The following is a 17,549-nucleotide window of genomic DNA, read 5'->3' as shown; positions in this document are numbered from 1 at the left end:
GTCGAAATTGTTTAATCAAATCAGATTAATGATGGTCGTTTTCAGATTTGGCAAGACCTAATTGAAACTCTTCTATTGGCTTGTGATAATCATATGGACCATTGATGACTACCGGAGTATGATCAAAGTTGTGGAAATCAGGGGGTGATGTTGATTGCCACTCAAGGCCTCGGCTTCCCCAGGGGTTTGATCCGGCCTTTTCACCTTTAATAAGAGACTTGGCTAAATAATAAGCAATTAGTAAGAAGCCAACTCCAAGGATGTAAGAACCGATGGTAGAGGTTTGATGGAATATCGTAAACTGATCAATATAGTTGTAATATCGTCGCGGCATTCCTTGGGAGCCCATGATAAACTGGGGCAGGAAGGTGGTGTTAAAGCCAATAAATATAAGTACTGCTCCAACTTTAGCCTGAAATTCATTGTACATCTTACCAGTCATTTTTGGCCACCAGTAGTGGAGTCCGGCAAGAAAAGAGATCAATGTGCCCCCCATCATCACATAGTGAAAGTGAGCAACTACATAATAGGTATCGTGAAGGTGAATATCGGCTGAAAGTGCTCCAAGCATGATCCCTGTAAATCCACCAATGGAAAATATAAACAGGAAGCTGAATACATAGATCATCGGTGTTTTCATTTCAATAGAACCCTTGTACAGAGTTGCCACCCAGTTCAGGATCTTAATTCCTGTCGGAATACCTACAAGGAAGGTCAGGAATGAGAATACGGTAGTTGCCACTGCAGACTGACCGGAAGTGAACATATGGTGTCCCCAAACCAGGAAACCAATAAAGGCGATAGCCAGCGATGAAAGTGCGATAGCCCAATATCCAAAAATGTGTTTTTTGGAAAATGTGGTGATCACTTCAGAGATAATACCAAATGCCGGTACGATCATAATATATACCGCGGGGTGGGAATAGAACCAAAAGAAGTGTTGGAATAAAACGGGGTCACCGCCAAGGGCAGGGTCAAAAATTCCTATTCCAAGAGTACGCTCCATGGTAAGCAGTAAAACTGTAATTGCTAAAACCGGAGTTGCAAGTACCTGAATAATACTTGTGGCATATAATGCCCATAAGTTTAAAGGAAGTTTACCCCAGGTAATACCGGGTGCACGCAATTTGTGAATGGTGGCAATAAAGTTTGTACCGGTTAATATGGATGAAAATCCAAGAATAAAAACCCCTAATGTAACCCATATCACACTGGATGAGGATTCGGTACTATAGGGAGTGTAGAAAGTCCATCCGGTATCGAGCCCATTATTGGCAAGGGCGATAAAAGTAAAAATAGCACCGATCACATAAATGTAGAAACTTGCCAGGTTTAACCTTGGAAAGGCTACATCTTTTGCTCCAAGCTGCATAGGAAGAACAAAGTTTCCAAGTGCGGCAGGGATGGAGGGAATCAGCACGAAGAATACCATGATGGCCCCGTGAAGAGTAAAAAACTGATTATAAGTATCAGCTTCTATAAAAGTTTTTGCAGGAGTTAAAAGCTCAGTTCTAAGTAGTAAAGCAAGAACTCCTCCCAATAAGAAAAAGAAAGTGACTGAGCCCAAATACATGAGCCCAATTTTTTTATGATCAACGGTAGTCATCCATGCCCATAAACCTTTCTCATCTGTGAGATAAGTGTTTTTAGGATCTTCGGATGGCTTATACCGCTTTACTTTTAATGTCTTTTTAGTCCCGGTTTCTGCCGGCGTTACTTCAGCTGTTGACATGTTATTCTTCTAAAGTTTTTATGTATTCAATAATATCTGAAATGTCGTCATCACTCAGGCGGCCTTCATAGCTAACCATCTGGTTTTGATATCCCTCTACAATTTTAGCAGAAGGCTCAAGAATAGATTCTCGTATGTAATTTTCATCTGCTGTTACAGATCCGGCGTTTTCAAAGTTTCGCTCGCTGCCCCATAACCCCTGAAAGCTTGGTCCGATGAGCTCAGAACCATCTTGTGAGTGACAGGTCACGCATCCCTGAACGCTGATAAGGTTTTCTCCTCTTTCAGCAGGCGTTCCGCCACCACCTGTATTTTGTTGAGATAACCAGGTATCAAATTCTTCAGGGGTGTGTACAATAACCTTGGCTAACATATCAGAGTGGGAGGTGCCGCAATATTCGGTACAAAAGACTTGGGATTCACCGGGTTCCTCTGCCTGAAACCAAACTGATGTATAGCGATTGGGAAGGACATCTTGTTTAATTCGATAATCTGGTACAAAAAAGGAGTGGAGCACATCTTGCGACTGCATCACTAATTTAACCGGACGTCCTGCCGGCACATGAACTTCATTCCCAACCTGAGCTCCATTTTCATAACTAAAAGTCCAACCCCACTTATATGCGGAGACTTGGATCTCGTAGGCGTTATCAGGGGGAGTTTGTAAATTCAGCCATCCTTTATATCCCCATCCAAAAACGATAAAGACCAACAACAGGGGAATTACCGACCAAGTAACCTCAAGCTTATTATTGTGGGTGATAAGTGGAGTTTTGTCATCATCTGAGCGGCGCTTGTATTTGATTGCAAAATAAATCATTGCAATAGTTACACCGGCAAGAATAATGAAGCTAACGATGTGGATGAAAGCCATCAGCGCATCGGTACTTGCTCCCGTCATCGGAGATTTGAGTTCCGGAAGCATAAAATCGAATAAACTGCCCATTAGTTAAATTCAGTTTTTGTGGTTGATTTGTTGCGTTTTTCACGAAGCCAAAACAGGCCCAAGAATATACCGAGAAATATCAGTGTAGCCAAGCCTCCAAGCTTCATTATATTGAGAGCTACCGGTACATAACTACCGGAATCTGCATCATACTGGTAGCAGTACATCACTACTTTTTCAAGAGTACTGCCTATTTTTCCATCCGCAGATTCAAACAGTGCATTGCGGACATTAAATTCATCATAGGAAATTCCGTACAAATAACGGGTTATTTTTCCTTCAGGACTCAAGAGTATAATTGCTGCACTGTGAGCAAATTCTCCGGTATCCTCAATTTCTTTATAGCGGAAGCCAACTGCTTCCACCACTTTGTCAATTTCACTTTTATTACCGGTCAAAAAATGCCATCCGGATTTTGTGGTCGCATCCATTTGGCTCAAGTAATTATCCTTGGTTTTAGCTGCTAATTCAGCTTTTTCATCCGGATCGATACTTACCGATATCACAATAAATTCTTTTCCCGGCTTCCATGCTAAATCCTCAATAACATTAATAGTCCCATCCAGTACTAAGCCACACAACATGGGACATTCGTAGTACAATGGGTTTAGTAAAACCGGTTTACCTTCTTCTAATAAATCTTTGAGTAAAACACTGTCCCCTTCAGAGGTTGCAAATTTGGCATCTAAAGGGATGGTATCTCCCAATTTTTCATCGATGCCAAGATCTTGCAGCGCGTCCGGTTGTTCACGGTTTAACTGCGCGGTGGCAGTATGTGAAATCAGAAGCACTGCAAGCAAATTACTAAGTGCAAACAGTGCAAAACGTCTCATAAAGATTGATTAATCTGTGGCGATTTTGTTGATGGCGCTGTCAATAGGAATTCTGTAAATACCATCTTCCAAATCAACTACGCCAAAGCTATTTAATTCTTGTTCTTGTTCAGCCACTAATTCACTGAAATCAGAATAGGTAACTCTTGAAGAAGCTTCTTTTTGAGCTTCAAAAAGGCTGTATTGAGAAAAATATACTAAACCAATAACAAAAATGATTACCAGTGAGGTTCCTAAAGTAGACCAAAATATTAATTTCTTATAGTTGAGCGTATCACTCATTACACCATGCTCAACTGCTGCAGCAAATTCACTATCATCAGTAGCAAGATCTACATCTTCTCCTTCTGAGTCATCAGCTACTGGTTCAGCACCGGCTGTAAATATCTTTGAGGCATCTTCGTGAAGTTGAGCTGCCCAGGCAATGACTTCATCTTCAGTAACGTCATATTTCTCGGCCGTTTCTTTAATTACAGAGCGGCCCTGGGTGACGGCTTCAAGTGCTACTTTGGCTTTAAATTCTGAACTGTACTTATCTGACATCGGTAATTCGATTATTGGTGATACGATTTAGAGAGACATTCGTCTAATTTTGGATCGTTTTTGGGAATCATATCGTGTTTTTGGAAACGACGGAAGAATAAGCCAAAAAAGATGCCTCCCAATCCGAGGAATGCGGTTATATCCATCCAGCTGAAGTTAACTCCATGATCATACAGTACAGGCATTGCTATCCAGTATATTTCTGCGAAGTGAATTACAAGTACTAAAATGGAGACAGCCGCAAGGATGGTTCTGTTTTTCTTAGCCTCACGGTTAAGAAGAACAAGGAATGGTACGGCAAAACGGAAAATCAATAAACTATATCCTACATATTGCCAGCCACCTTCAAGACGGTGATAATACCAAAGTGTTTCCTCGGGTAAGTTTGCATAATAGATCAATAAAAACTGTGAGAAAGCGATGTATGCATAAAATATCGTAAAGGCAAAAAACCAAGCTCCCAAATCATAAATATGTACCTGTCGAATAGTATCAGATAATATTCCTTTGCTTTGTAAATAGAACACTAATAAAATCATAACCGGCCAAAATGCCTGGAAGCTAATGGAAAAGAAGTACACCCCAAACATGGTAGAGAACCAGTGTGGATCTAAAGACATGAGCCAGTCAAAACTTGCAAAAGCAACGGACAGAGCAAAAATAAGAATACCGGGTGCACTCAACTTTCGTAATAAAGAGGTAAGTCCCCAATCGTTGGTTTCATCCATTTTGACAGAAACCTTGTGGAGTTTGTAGCCAAAGAAACCCCAAATGACGAAATAAATAATCTGACGAATGATGAAAAATGGTGAATTCAGGTAAGGTGTTTTGCCTGAAACGATTTTATCATAATCTGCTCCACCGTATTCCAGCAATTCCGGGTGACTCCAATGATAGAGATTGTGTATTCCCAGTAAAATAGGAATCACGAAGATTGCCCAGATCCATATGTTTGATGTGAAAGTCTCTGAAATACGACGAAATACCACGCCCCAGCTCGACCGGGTAATATGATGCAACATCACCGTTATTAAGGCAGCTAAAGCAATCCCGGTAAAGAATACGAAGCTGACTAAGTAGGAGAAAAAGAATTGATCCGCATCAAAGAAGTAACCTATGATGGTTGCAAGAATGCCAACGGTACCAACACCAAATAGAGCGCGTGGAACTTTGCTGTCGGCTGGAAATTGTAAAGAATCTGTTATTGTAGGCTTATGACTCATTTTATAAGTGTATTAAGCAAAGTTCTTAGTTGTCAAGATTTTCGATATACAGAATGATAGACTCGATCTCTACATCAGAGAGATAGCTGTATGAAGCCATAACACCCTGAGCATAGTCAACCGGCTTTTTAGCATTAGGCTCAACTATAGATTCACGTATGTAATCGGCGTCTTTGGTAACGGTAATAGTTTCACCTTCAGCGGTTATTACTTCGCCTTCACTGCCAAATAATCCGGCCCATGTGGGACCAATTCCGGCAGAACCGTCTTCACTGTGGCATGTTCCACATGCATTAGCTGTTACAGCTTCTTGTCCTTGTTCAATGGTTGCTTCAGGGGCTTCCTGTGGCTCGCGAGCGGCTGCGAGTGAATCAAGTCGTGCCTGTTCCTCAACCGCTTCAGCTTGAAGTGCAGCTACATCAATATCATATTCTTGGATTTCTTCTTCACTAATATTCTGACTTTCCTGTAAGGCGCGAATGTAAGCCACAATAGCCCAGCGGTCTTCAACAGGAATTTGAGTAGCATAAGAAGGCATGGTACGTACACCATTATAGATGGCAGAATAAAGTTCCCCATCAGAAAGATCTCTTACACGTTGGTCATGATAAGAGGGGGCAGGTACATAACCATAACCGCCTTCCATTATAATTCCATTACCGGCGCCCGTTTGGCCATGGCAGGGAGTACAATAAATTTCATAACGCTCTTTACCTCTGTAAAGGAAAGATTTGGTCAGATCTACAGGAATTTCAGTGATGAATTCACCATTTTCATCTACCCCTTCATAATATGCACGATCTGTTTTAGCGAGCCCCCGGGCCACAGTACCTTCAACAGGCTGGCGCATGGAGCGACCATCAGCAAAAAAGTTATTTACCTCTTGGGCTTCTTTTCGAGGCTGCTGATCCATGTTCATGTTGGGATGAATGGGAGGTTTTTCCGATAGTTGTCCTTGGCAACCTGTAAAAGTAATTCCGAGCGCAAAAATGCCCGCAATTTTAAGCATACCTTTAAAATTCATGCCTGCAATTGATATGTACGTTTTTTTCTTATTCATAAACTTCCTCGATATGAGTAGCACCTGCTTCCTCAAAAAGTTTCTTCACTTTATCAGCTTCAAACATGTTGTCATCAGCCTCTATGCAAGCGAAAAATGCATCATCTGTTACTTTTTTAAAGCGCGGTACATTAAATAGAGGATTATTCAGTTTTGGCAGCCCATTTAAAAAGAACATTCCAAATACAGCTCCAAAAGATGATAGTAATACGGTTAACTCAAATGTAATGGGAACCCAAGCCGGAGCATTGAAAAAGGGCTTACCACTTATATTAATAGGGTAGTCAATAACTGACATATAATACATCATAGCAATAGCACCGAAAAAACCAATTAAGGCATGCCCAAATACAATCCATCCAAGTTTCGATTTCTTCAGATTCATCGCTTTATCCATTCCATGAATAGGAAATGGACTAAATGTATCAAATTTACTAAACCCTGATTTTGACATTGTCTTAGCAACGTCAATGAGTTCTTTTGGGTTTTTAAATTCAGCAACTATGCCGTAAAGATTTTCTTGTTTATTCGTGCTCATAGTTTAAACCTTCTTAGATTGAGGTTCAGGTACTTCAATTTCAGGAGCGTGATACTCATTGGTTTCTTCATCATAGTTATGAGGATCAGCTTGTGGTATAACTGCTTTAACTTCTGCGAGAGCTACCATCGGGAGGAATCGCAAGAAGAGGAGGAACATGGTAAAGAATAGACCAAAAGTTCCAACATAGGTTAAAACATCCCAAATGGTTGGGGAATAATAATCCCAGCTGGATGGCAAGTAATCGTTTGCCAGTGAAGTAACCGTAATTACAAATCGTTCAAACCACATACCGATGTTCACCACAATAGAAATGAAGAAGGTGAAACCAACACTGCGGCGTAATTTTTTACTCCAGAAAAATTGAGGAGATAATACGTTACAAGTCATCATAGCCCAGTATGCCCATGCATAAGGACCGGTGGCTCGGAGTATAAAAATAGCCTGCTCATATTCAACCCCGCTGTACCAGGCAATAAAGAATTCCATCATATAGGCAAATCCTACCATGGAGCCCGTGACCAAGATCACAATATTCATTTTCTCCATGTGATCGTCGGTCATGATTTCTTTCATGCCATATATTTTTCGGGCAACGATCATCAAAGTAAGAACCATTGCAAATCCGGAAAAGATAGCTCCTGCAACAAAGTAAGGAGGGAAAATAGTAGTATGCCATCCGGGAATCATGGAAACGGCAAAGTCGAAGGATACAATTGTGTGAACCGAAAGCACCAGAGGGGTAGCCAAACCGGCTAAGATCATATAAGCTTTTTCATAATTCCACCAGTGGCGGTTTGAGCCGGTCCATCCCAAAGAAAAAATTCCGTAAGCGACTTTTCTAACTTTGTCAGTAGCACGATCTCTTATAGTAGCAAGATCTGGAACCAAGCCTACGTACCAAAACAGGAATGAAACGGTGAAATAAGTAGAAACGGCAAACACATCCCACAACAGGGGAGAGTTAAAGTTAGGCCACATTGCCATTTGGTTCGGGATTGGGAATACCCAATAAATAGCCCAAATACGACCAACGTGTATAGCCGGAAATACCCCGGCACACATAACGGCAAAGATGGTCATCGCTTCCGCAAAACGGTTAATAGCAGTCCTCCAGTCTTGCCTGAAAAGAAATAAAATAGCTGAAATCAGGGTTCCGGCGTGGCCAATACCAACCCACCATACAAAGTTAATAATAGCCCAACCCCAGCCTACAGGATTATTCAATCCCCAGATTCCGGTTCCTTCCCAGATCAGGTATCCAATGGCTACCACCATAGTGAAAAGCAGTGCATTAGCCCCAATCATGGCTAAGTACCAGCCTTTAGGTGTGGGTCGTAAATTTATATCAGTAACCAGTCTTGTAAGGCTTGCAAAATCGTGGTCGCCTTTTACAAGAGCGGGTTCCGGTACGTATTGGTATTTACTCATGTTTTGGTTGTATTCCTGATTAATATCTTAAGCCAAAGCCGGGTTTGGATTCGTAAGTTTAGCCATATAAGATGTTCTTGGACGTGTATTCAATTCCTCGAGCATCTGGAAATTTCTTTCATTTCGTTTCATCTGTGCTACTTGACTGTTATCATCGGTTAGATCACCGAAGTAGATAGCGTCGGCAGGACATGCCTGTTGGCAAGCAGTTTTAACGGTGCCATCAGCCGGTTTAGGTGAACCGGTTTCTTTTTTAGCTTCAATTTTCGCACGATTAACACGCTGTACACAATAGGTGCATTTTTCCATTACACCGCGGAAGCGAACGGTAACTTCGGGATTCATCGCCATTTGGATGATGTCCGGATCGTCACCGGTGGTTAAATATTCTTTTGGATAGTTAAAGAAGTTGAAACGACGAACTTTGTATGGACAGTTATTTGCGCAATAACGTGTTCCGATACAGCGGTTATAGGTCATCTGGTTCATTCCGTCTTCACTGTGGGTAGTTGCCGCAACAGGACAAACTTGCTCACAGGGAGCCAATTCGCAATGCATACATGGCACCGGTTGGTGAACAGCTTGAGGCGAATCTTGATCATCACCTACATAATAACGGTCGTTGCGTATCCAGTGCATTTCACGGCCACGCTTAACTTCTTTCTTACCGATCACCGGGATGTTATTCTCACTCTGGCAGGCAATAACACATACACCGCAACCAAAACAAGAGTTCAGGTCAATAGCCATTCCCCATTGTGGTTCATGGTCGGGATATGTTTGCTCGTCAAAAAGTGAAATAGGTCCGTCATCGTCTTCATTTTCTCTCATTTCAGCCATGCCCGGTACAGGGTAGGTGTGAACCGATTCAAATGAAGCAAAGTCGGGATTTTCACGATATTCGGAAATAGAGGCTTGTCGGTACATATCACGACCTTCAAGGCTGTGATGATCTTGTACACAAGCAATTTCGTATTTGCCGTCAACTTTAGAAACTTCAGCGGAACCATAAAACATATTATTAGTTCCTCGCAGCGGATATACATCTACACCGCCTGCTGTATAATCGATATATGAAGTTGCAACACGTCCAATACCTTTGCGACCATACCCTGTAGTAAGCGTTATAGCGTCATCTGCATGGCCGGGTTGTATCCAGGCGGCTATCTCAATAGACTCACCATTTACCGTGATTTCAACAATATCTGTTTTATCGGTGCTGGAACTAAATTCACCTACGCCTAATTTTTCTGCGGTGGCAGGACTCATTAGTGCCACATTATCCCAGGTGATCTTGGTCATTGGGTCGGGCAGTTCCTGCAACCATCCGAGGTTGGCATATCGTCCGTCATATAAAGTAGCATCCGGTCGTATTACCACTTCAATACCAGAAGTCGAAGATACATTGGATGTAGCCCGGTTCATTGCAGAAGCAAATCCGGAGCTTAAACTAACGGAAACACTTTCAAAATTATCAGCAGTGTCAATACCGTCATGTAAAATATTTTTCCAGCGATTCATGAAGCCGGAGCTGTAATATCCTCGGAATGTCTCCTGAACCATTTCATATCCGGATGTCATTTCACCGGATACAATCAAATTCAAAAACTCAATTTCGCTCAATCCATTGTGTAAGGGCTGAATTTGAGGCTGAATTACAGAACGAGCTCCTCCATAAGAATAACCGTCGCCCCAGGTTTCCAAAAAGTGAGCGCGATTAACATGCCAGTTTGCTTTCTTTGAAGTCTCATCTACGTAATCTGAAAGATTAACTACGGTTTCAACATTTGAGAGAGCGTCCTCAAAATCGGTAGAAGCGGTAAGCACAGGATTTACACCAACCATGACAACCGTATCAATATTTCCGGATTTCATTTCGGAAACTACATTTGCAAAAGCAGTATTGTTGTTTTGGTCGCCAAGGTGAGGAACTTCAAGATAGTTCACGGTGCTTCCTGCATTGCCCAAAGCCTGATTGATAGCTGCCACTGCAGCGTGTACTTCAGGTTTGTGTTGAGCACCGGCTGATAAAGCAGCTCTTCCTGCATTAGCAGCAAGTTCATCAGCTAATACCGTAATCCACTGATGATCAGAAAATTCATTTGAATATCCGCTAAAGGCATTCAACCCATTAATACGCGTTGAAAGGGCAGCTGCCAGAGCATACGTAAAAGCTTCCATTTGGCTGGCCTTAAGTCGCAAGCGGTGGTCAGCAAAAGATCCGGTCAGAGAAAAAGAATCCTCAATTGCATACACACGATTCATTTCTCCGTTGGTATCTGTTACCTTGCGGCGCGAGGAAACCTGCTTAGCGTATTCAACACTATTCGGATGGGTAGAGCTCATGAAATCGTCATTCAGAGAGACAATAACATCAGCATTTTCAAAATTGTAATGGCTTCTTAATCGGCTTCCAAAAGCTATGTTGTTTCCTTCAAGAACATTGTCTTCACCGAAAGGCTCATAAGTAACCCAAGTTGCATTGTTAAACTTAGAAAGAGCCAGCTCCTTAACATTATTATAGGTAGGAGAGGAATTAGCCTCTGAAATAAAAGCAATTCGCTGGCCCGTGTTGGCAAAGTGGGAAGCGGCGAAAGATTCAAAATCAGCTAAAGTTGCTTTATTGCCATTTTGAAGCGGAAATTTAGAGCGATCAGGGTCATAAAGTCCAAGTACTGCTGCCTGATTGAAAATACTTGTACCGCCTTTACTGGCAGGGTGAAGGTCATTTCCTTCAAGTTTAGTTGGGCGTCCTTCATGATTCTCAGCAACCAATCCAACCAAATTGCCCTGAACAGGCATAGCCGTTGCATAATATAAAGGTACTCCTTCAACTACATCTTCTGGCTGTCGGGAATAGGGAAGAATTTTTTGAACCGGTCTACGGCAAGCTGCTAATCCGGCGAGGGCAACAGAAGCTCCCATTACCCGGAGAAAACCACGACGAGAAACACCGTCGGTTAATTCCGTGGCGTTTTCCGGAAATTCACGCTCAGCAAATTTTTGATACTCTTTATTATTAGCTAATTCGCTTAAGCTTTTCCAATACGTATTTTGTTTAACTTCTTCGCTCATCTGTTGATCTGTAATTTCTGAATCCTTCATTATTAATAATGACAACCTTGGCAATAGGTTGGAGCATGAATATTGTTTTTGTCAACCAGTTCTTTACCAATCTCTAACTGATTCTCGATCTGATATCCCATAGTGGTAACTTCATCAACGGGACGAATATATTTTTCCGGCTCACGGTGGCAATCCAGACACCAACTCATACTGAGCGGTTCTGCCTGATATACAACTTCCATTTTATCGACTCTTCCGTGGCAGCTTTCACAACCCACTCCAACATTAACGTGTGCGGAGTGATTGAAATAGGCATAATCAGCAAGATTATGTACCCGAACCCATTCTATAGACTTACCTGTTTCCCAGCTTTCACGAACCAAAGCCAGCTTCTCACTGTCAGTTTGTATCTGGTTGTGACAGTTCATACAGGTTTGAGTTGCCGGAATGTTGGCAAATTTAGAATCAAATACATTAGTGTGGCAATATTGACAATCAAGTCCGAGCTGATCTACGTGTAATTTGTGGCTGTAGGGAACAGGTTGTTCCGGAGCATAGCCAACATCGGTGTATTCAGGAGAGAAAAAATACCAAACGCCAAAAATTAGAACGTTCAATAAAACAATTAATCCAATTAAAATTTTTCGGGGAACCTGATTTGTCCACTTGGGGAAAATCTGCGCCATAAAGATTGCTGATTTAAGTTAACGTATAGAGCAAGATTGCTCCCGTTCAGAAGCCGCGCAAATCTATCAATTTTTTTAATGGAAATTGAAGAAAAACGATGAAGAACCTTCTATTTAAAACTGTTCTAAATAAAACGAACCGGACTTCAGAATTCTTTTAAATTTCGATGGCTGAAAAGATAGTACACATTTAACAAAAATGCCGAAAAAGGAACCGAAAAATTCATCTTTTGGTTAAGCGTGTTTTAACATTGTCCCACAAACATATAGAACTATAATTTTAGAGTTGAAAAACCAACTGTATAAAAGCTTCTAAATTCTTTACCAAAATCGGTGCGGGGAGAGTGCTTGCCTGAGTAAATGGTGTGCGTTGTGAATGAATATCCAATCATGAGTAGCCAAAACTCAATGTCCAAGTGAATGACTTGATCATTGGAGGTTCCGTATTGGCTATTTGATATTCTTGATTCTTTTCTTCGTTCCGAAGGTTCATTTTCGTAATGCAGTCCTGTAAGATCTGGCCTCCAGTGAAAACATTCTTGCCTCATCTAACAGGACCCTATCTCTGTCTCTTTCCCTCCGGCGGGTAGAATCAAACTATTTTATATTGGCACGGCCGCAAGGAAAGAGGACGTTTTGGTGAGAGTTTTGGCAGGTAGCACAATTTAGGCTAAACGGTTATCCATTTTGGCTTGATGGCAAAAGCAACTTCATATTTCAAATAAGCGTCTCCTTCCTTGCAAGGCGCAGCCGCAGGAGGGAAGGAACAAGGATGGGTCCGCTGTCCGGGTGAGCTTGCAGTTTTCCCAAAAAAGAACCTATTTCCATCATGAACCTCACATGGAAATCCATAACAGAAATAGCCCGGGAGCTTCGAAAGAATTCAACCCCTTCAGAAAAATTACTTTGGAAGCACTTGAGAAAACGCCAGCTCCGGGGCTATAAATTCCTCCGTCAAAAACCATTTGTTCATGAGCAACGGGGTAAAAAACGCTATTTCTATATCGCAGATTTCTATTGTGCAGAATTAAAGTTAGTAATTGAAGTGGATGGCAAAATCCATGATTTCCAGAAAGAGTATGATTACCAGCGGGACTTGGTATTGAACAGTTTGGGTTTAAAAGTGCTACGGATTAAAAATGAGGATTTGGTGGATATGGACGGGGTATTGGGGCGGATATTGGAGTTTGGTGAGGGTTGAGTTGGTTGCTCCATCCAAAAGGACCCTATCTCTGTCTCTTTCCCTCCGGCTCGTAGAATTAAACTATTTTGTCACTGGCACCGCCGCAAGGAAAGAGGACGCCTTAATGAGAATTTTGGCAAATAGTACAATTTTGGCGAAACGATAATCCATTTTTGCTCGGTGGCAAAACCAATATCATCTGTCATACAGGCGTCTCCTTCCTTGGTCCCGCAAAGCGGGATTAGGGAAGGAACAAGGATGGGTCCCTTGGCCGGGCGAGCTCGTAGTTACCACCAACCCCAAAAATCCCCATTGCCATTAACCCATGATTTTGTTAGCCTAAGCGCCAACCAAATTGTTTTTTTATGACCATCCAGGAATACGTTGATCAGCTACATATAAAATTCAAAAGCGGGAAAGCTACAGAACACAGTCATCGGGGAAACCTGGAAGCCTTACTTCAAAGTTTACTTCCGGACTTGCTGGTGACCAACGAGCCCAAACGCTCAGATGTGGGCGCTCCGGATTATATTCTCACCAAAGGCAAAATTCCTGTCGGCTATATTGAAGCCAAAGACATCGGCGATCCCGACCTCGGCGGTAAAAAGAAAAACAAAGAGCAGTTCAGCCGATACAAAGACGGCCTGCCCAACCTCATCTTCACCGACTACCTCGATTTTCACCTGTACCGTGACAGCGACTTTATCACCTCCATACGGATTGCGGAAATTGAAGACGGAAAGATCGTCGGCAAGCCGGGGAATTACGGCGAGTTCGAAAACCTGGTCAAAGATTTTGGAACGCATATCGGGCAGACCATTCGGAGTGCCAACAAGCTGAGCAAGATGATGGCCGGTAAAGCCCGAATTTTGGCGGATGTAATTGAAAAGGCCCTGAATGCCGATGCCGAAAAAGGCGACCGCGTGAATGAGTCGGCCAATAACACCCTGCGCGAACAATTGTCGGCTTTCCAAAACGTGCTGATCCATGATATCAATCCCAAAGAATTTGCCGATATTTATGCGCAGACTATTGCCTACGGCATGTTTGCTGCCCGGCTGCACGACCCGACCCTCGATACCTTTGACCGCCACGAAGCCGCCGCTCTCATCCCCAAAACCAATCCCTTTTTACGTAAGCTGTTCCAGTACATTGCCGGCTACGACCTGGACGACCGCATTGTGTGGATCGTGGATGGGCTCGCCGATATTTTCCGCGCTACGGATGTGGACGGGCTGCTCAGGAACTTCGGGAAAGCTACACAGCAGCAAGATCCCATCATCCATTTTTACGAAACTTTCCTGGCGGAATACGATCCCAAGCTGCGCAAAAGTCGCGGCGTTTGGTACACGCCCGAGCCGGTGGTCAATTTCATTGTCCGCGCGGTGGATGATATCCTGAAAGATGAATTCGGGCTGAAGGACGGGCTGGCCGATACCACCAAAACCACCGTGAAAGTAAATACGGATGTGAAAGACAAGCGCTCTCCCACGGGCTACAAGCAGGAAGAACGGGAAGTACATAAAGTACAGATTTTAGACCCGGCGGCGGGAACCGGAACTTTTTTGGCGGAAGTGATCAAACAGATTCACAAAAAGTTTGAGGGACAGCAGGGCATTTGGGAGAAGTACGTGGAAGAGCATCTCATCCCCCGCCTGAACGGATTTGAGATCTTGATGGCGAGTTATGCCATGGCGCATTTGAAGCTGGACCTGCTCCTCCGTGAAACGGGTGTGGAACCGAGCGGGAGTCAGCGTTTCCGGGTGTACCTCACCAACTCGCTGGAAGAACACCATCCCGATACCGGCACCCTCTTTGCCAACTGGCTGAGCGAAGAAGCCAACGAAGCCAACCACATCAAACGCGATACGCCGGTGATGGTGGTGTTGGGGAATCCTCCGTACAGTGGAGAAAGCTCCAACAAAGGTAAGTGGATTATGGAGTTGATGGAGGATTACAAGAAAGAGCCTGGCGGAAAGAAAAAATTACAGGAAAAAAATTCGAAATGGATTAATGATGATTATGTAAAATTCATTCGCTATGGACAGCATTTTATAGAGAAAAATGGTGAGGGAGTTTTAGCCTTTATTAATCCGCACGGATATTTGGATAATCCTACCTTTAGAGGAATGAGATGGAACCTCCTTAAAACTTTTGACAAGATTTACACCATTGATTTACATGGCAATACCGAAAAGAAAGAAAAGGCACCTGATGGAGGTAAGGACGAAAACGTTTTTGATATTAAACAAGGTGTTTCAATTAATTTAATGATTAAAAAGTGTAAGAATGGTGACAAACTTGGTCAAGTATATCATCAGGATCTTTTTGGAATGAGAAATATCAAATATAAATTTTTAGAAGAAGAGACTATTCAATCCATCAAATTTGAAAAATTAGATTACAACTCACCAATGTATTACATGGTGTCAAAAGATTACAATCTTAAAGAAGAGTATGAAGATGGGTTTCAATTAAACAACTTGTTTCCAGTAAATGGAGCTGGAATAGTTACAAAAAGAGATGCTGTCGCATACCAAGATTCTTTGAAAGAAATTAAAACAGTTGTCAACGATATTTATCATTTAGAAGAAAAGGATATTAAAGCTAAGTATGATAATGTTTCATGGGAAAGTAGAGATGGTAAAGTAGAGTATTGTAAAGCTAATGTCTTAAAGCATGGTTTAGATGAATCATTATATCAAAGAGTTAATTATAGATTGTTTGATAAAAAATGGACTTATTATAATGGAGATTCAAAAGGTTTTATTGGTTGGCCAGTTGATCAAGTAATGAGGCATTTGTTAGCAGATAATAATCTAGCATTAGTTTGTTCACGTCAGAGTGCAAGAAAATGGAAGCATATATTTATTTCACAGTATATAGGAGATTTTAATCTTACTGGTACCGCAGGTAGATACGGAAGCGGCTATTATATGCCCCTCTACCTCTACCCCGAAGAATCCACCCAACAAACTCTCGAAGGTCAGCCCGAGCGCACGCCCAATTTAAATAAGAAGATCGTTCAGGAAATAGCGGAGAAGCTGGGGCTGAAGTTTGTGCCGGAGAAAGAGGACCCCTTTGCGAGCGGAGCGAAGCAATCTCGAGAATTGGGGCAAGATCAGGGAGATCGCCGCGTCGAAAGGCAGCAAAGCCCAAGTGTAGGCAACGATACTCCTCGCGATGACGATGCTTTGGATATGTTTGCGCCCATAGATTTACTGGATTATATCTACGCCGTGCTTCACTCCCCCAGCTACCGCGAGAAATACAAGGAATTCCTGAAGATCGACTTCCCACGAGTACCTTATCCCGAAGACCCCAAGCAATTCTGGAAACTGGTGGAACTGGGCGGCGAGCTGCGCCAAATTCACCTGTTGGAACATCCCGTGGTGGAGGATTTTATAACGACGTACCCGGAATCGGGAAGTAATATTATTTCAAACCGGTTGACGAAGAATGATCCGGGTTTCATTCCTGATGAAGAAGTCATCGCGGGCCCGGACCCGCGATCTCCCGAAAAAGGCAACCAGCCCGAAGACGGGGAGATCCCGGATCAGGTCCGGGATGATGGGCAGGTAATGGGAAAGGTGTGGATCAACGAAGAGCAGTATTTCGGGAACGTGCCGAAGAAAGCCTGGGAGTTCTACATCGGCGGCTACCAACCTGCCGAAAAATGGCTCAAAGACCGCCGCGACCGCGAACTCACCATCGAAGAAATCCGCCACTACCAAAAAATCATTGTGGCGCTGATGGAGACGGATAGGTTGATGGGGGAGATTGATGGGGTTTGGGAAGTCTGATCAACTCCACTGCTAAAAAATCACCCGTCATTGCGAGGAGCCCATAATCGTGAATGCAGGTTTGGGGTGCAAAACGACGAAGCAATCTCCCGGTAGCAATATCCCAAGTAATTCAGTGAGATCGCCGCGTCGTAAAGCAGCAAAGCCCAATTGTAGGCAACGATACTCCTCGCGATGACATATTGATAAGGCTCAGTCATTTAGCTGGTTGCCATGAAAGGGAGATCCTTCAGTCGTTGCATTCGCTCCTCCTTCAGGATGACATTGTTATTATTAACAACGAATAAGCCGCCGTTGGCGGCTTAAGATCGTTTACCCCACCTGCTTGTCATGCTGAACGGAGACTTTATCGGCGTTAGCCGGAAGCGAAGTGAAGCATCTCCCTTTCATGGCTTTGCTGTGGTTTGGGAAGTCTAAACAACTCATCGGTCTGACGGCTCAAAGTCCGTCTGACCGATTAGTGGATTCGAGCACCCAAGCCCTCCCCATCGATCAGACGGCACGG

13 protein-coding genes are annotated in these 17,549 nt (G+C 43.0%); 2 read left to right on the top strand and 11 right to left on the bottom strand.

The features are described from left to right. Positions 1 to 25 precede the first annotated feature (25 nt). The 11 genes from ctaD to RI561_RS02840 all read right to left on the bottom strand — a co-directional run bounded on the left by ctaD (position 26) and on the right by RI561_RS02840 (position 12,606). On the bottom strand, positions 26 to 1,732 hold the full coding sequence (gene ctaD, locus RI561_RS02890; RefSeq protein WP_395078719.1) for a cytochrome c oxidase subunit I: 1,707 nt from the start codon (positions 1,730 to 1,732) through the stop codon (positions 26 to 28). 1 nt (position 1,733) lies between these two features. After that, positions 1,734 to 2,678, bottom strand: a complete 945-nt coding sequence (gene coxB / locus RI561_RS02885) for a cytochrome c oxidase subunit II (protein ID WP_395078718.1) — start codon at positions 2,676 to 2,678, stop codon at positions 1,734 to 1,736. Then, on the bottom strand, positions 2,678 to 3,511 hold the full coding sequence (locus RI561_RS02880) for an SCO family protein (RefSeq protein WP_395078717.1): 834 nt from the start codon (positions 3,509 to 3,511) through the stop codon (positions 2,678 to 2,680). Before RI561_RS02880 ends, coxB begins: the two co-directional genes overlap by 1 nt. A gap of 9 nt (positions 3,512 to 3,520) precedes the next feature. Further along, complete coding sequence (locus RI561_RS02875; protein WP_395078716.1) at positions 3,521 to 4,054, bottom strand: transposase; 534 nt, start codon at positions 4,052 to 4,054, stop codon at positions 3,521 to 3,523. An 11-nt stretch (positions 4,055 to 4,065) separates the two neighbouring features. Further along, positions 4,066 to 5,277 carry a hypothetical protein gene (locus RI561_RS02870; protein ID WP_395078715.1) on the bottom strand — a complete coding sequence of 404 codons (1,212 nt, stop codon included), beginning with the start codon at positions 5,275 to 5,277 and terminating at the stop codon, positions 4,066 to 4,068. 25 nt (positions 5,278 to 5,302) lie between these two features. Beyond that, complete coding sequence (locus RI561_RS02865; protein ID WP_395078714.1) at positions 5,303 to 6,337, bottom strand: c-type cytochrome; 1,035 nt, start codon at positions 6,335 to 6,337, stop codon at positions 5,303 to 5,305. After that, on the bottom strand, positions 6,330 to 6,875 hold the full coding sequence (locus RI561_RS02860) for a DUF3341 domain-containing protein (protein ID WP_395078713.1): 546 nt from the start codon (positions 6,873 to 6,875) through the stop codon (positions 6,330 to 6,332). The genes RI561_RS02865 and RI561_RS02860 overlap by 8 nt, the downstream gene beginning before the upstream one ends. Before the next feature lie 3 nt (positions 6,876 to 6,878). Then, positions 6,879 to 8,306, bottom strand: a complete 1,428-nt coding sequence (nrfD, locus tag RI561_RS02855) for an NrfD/PsrC family molybdoenzyme membrane anchor subunit (RefSeq protein ID WP_395078712.1) — start codon at positions 8,304 to 8,306, stop codon at positions 6,879 to 6,881. Positions 8,307 to 8,333: 27 nt separating this feature from the next. Continuing rightward, positions 8,334 to 11,381: a TAT-variant-translocated molybdopterin oxidoreductase gene (locus RI561_RS02850; protein ID WP_395078711.1), complete on the bottom strand. Its 3,048-nt coding sequence runs from the start codon at positions 11,379 to 11,381 to the stop codon at positions 8,334 to 8,336. A 32-nt stretch (positions 11,382 to 11,413) separates the two neighbouring features. Next, positions 11,414 to 12,058: a cytochrome c3 family protein gene (locus RI561_RS02845; RefSeq protein WP_395078710.1), complete on the bottom strand. Its 645-nt coding sequence runs from the start codon at positions 12,056 to 12,058 to the stop codon at positions 11,414 to 11,416. Between the two features lie 272 nt (positions 12,059 to 12,330). Further along, on the bottom strand, positions 12,331 to 12,606 hold the full coding sequence (locus RI561_RS02840; RefSeq protein ID WP_395078709.1) for a hypothetical protein: 276 nt from the start codon (positions 12,604 to 12,606) through the stop codon (positions 12,331 to 12,333). A gap of 281 nt (positions 12,607 to 12,887) precedes the next feature. On the opposite strand from RI561_RS02840, the gene RI561_RS02835 reads away from it, so the two are divergent. Both RI561_RS02835 and RI561_RS02830 read left to right on the top strand, forming a co-directional pair. Then, positions 12,888 to 13,259: an endonuclease domain-containing protein gene (locus tag RI561_RS02835; RefSeq protein ID WP_395078708.1), complete on the top strand. Its 372-nt coding sequence runs from the start codon at positions 12,888 to 12,890 to the stop codon at positions 13,257 to 13,259. Positions 13,260 to 13,606: 347 nt separating this feature from the next. Further along, positions 13,607 to 17,044, top strand: a complete 3,438-nt coding sequence (locus RI561_RS02830) for a type ISP restriction/modification enzyme (RefSeq protein ID WP_395078707.1) — start codon at positions 13,607 to 13,609, stop codon at positions 17,042 to 17,044. The last annotated feature ends 505 nt before the right edge of the window (positions 17,045 to 17,549 follow it).

The sequence above is a fragment of the Gracilimonas sp. genome, assembly GCF_031581265.1.
GTDB lineage: Bacteria > Bacteroidota > Rhodothermia > Balneolales > Balneolaceae > Gracilimonas.
The sequence above is the reverse complement of the archived record's forward strand: the minus strand, read 5'-3'. Positions and strand labels throughout refer to the sequence as shown.